The sequence below is a fragment of the Klebsiella sp. 141162 genome, from assembly GCF_050600755.1.
Taxonomy (GTDB): Bacteria; Pseudomonadota; Gammaproteobacteria; order Enterobacterales; family Enterobacteriaceae; genus Klebsiella; species Klebsiella aerogenes.
Genome location: NZ_JAQIRI010000024.1, coordinates 1 through 1,173 on the forward strand (window position 1 = coordinate 1; position 1,173 = coordinate 1,173).

At 54.1% G+C, this 1,173-nt stretch carries 1 rRNA gene; it reads right to left on the reverse strand.

Annotated features, from left to right (window positions below):
- A 16S ribosomal RNA gene (locus tag PGR23_RS24380) occupies nt 1-1,133 on the reverse strand; the annotation flags it as partial.
- Nucleotides 1,134-1,173: the final 40 nt, after the last annotated feature.

Consider the following 1,173-nt stretch of genomic DNA (forward strand, 5'->3'; position numbering starts at 1 on the left):
ACCGCTGGCAACAAAGGATAAGGGTTGCGCTCGTTGCGGGACTTAACCCAACATTTCACAACACGAGCTGACGACAGCCATGCAGCACCTGTCTCAGAGTTCCCGAAGGCACCAAAGCATCTCTGCTAAGTTCTCTGGATGTCAAGAGTAGGTAAGGTTCTTCGCGTTGCATCGAATTAAACCACATGCTCCACCGCTTGTGCGGGCCCCCGTCAATTCATTTGAGTTTTAACCTTGCGGCCGTACTCCCCAGGCGGTCGACTTAACGCGTTAGCTCCGGAAGCCACGCCTCAAGGGCACAACCTCCAAGTCGACATCGTTTACGGCGTGGACTACCAGGGTATCTAATCCTGTTTGCTCCCCACGCTTTCGCACCTGAGCGTCAGTCTTTGTCCAGGGGGCCGCCTTCGCCACCGGTATTCCTCCAGATCTCTACGCATTTCACCGCTACACCTGGAATTCTACCCCCCTCTACAAGACTCTAGCCTGCCAGTTTCGAATGCAGTTCCCAGGTTGAGCCCGGGGATTTCACATCCGACTTGACAGACCGCCTGCGTGCGCTTTACGCCCAGTAATTCCGATTAACGCTTGCACCCTCCGTATTACCGCGGCTGCTGGCACGGAGTTAGCCGGTGCTTCTTCTGCGAGTAACGTCAATCGCTAAGGTTATTAACCTTAACGCCTTCCTCCTCGCTGAAAGTACTTTACAACCCGAAGGCCTTCTTCATACACGCGGCATGGCTGCATCAGGCTTGCGCCCATTGTGCAATATTCCCCACTGCTGCCTCCCGTAGGAGTCTGGACCGTGTCTCAGTTCCAGTGTGGCTGGTCATCCTCTCAGACCAGCTAGGGATCGTCGCCTAGGTGAGCCATTACCCCACCTACTAGCTAATCCCATCTGGGCACATCTGATGGCATGAGGCCCGAAGGTCCCCCACTTTGGTCTTGCGACGTTATGCGGTATTAGCTACCGTTTCCAGTAGTTATCCCCCTCCATCAGGCAGTTTCCCAGACATTACTCACCCGTCCGCCGCTCGTCACCCGAGAGCAAGCTCTCTGTGCTACCGCTCGACTTGCATGTGTTAGGCCTGCCGCCAGCGTTCAATCTGAGCCATGATCAAACTCTTCAATTTAAGTTTGATGCTCGTGAATTAAACTTCGTAATGAATTACG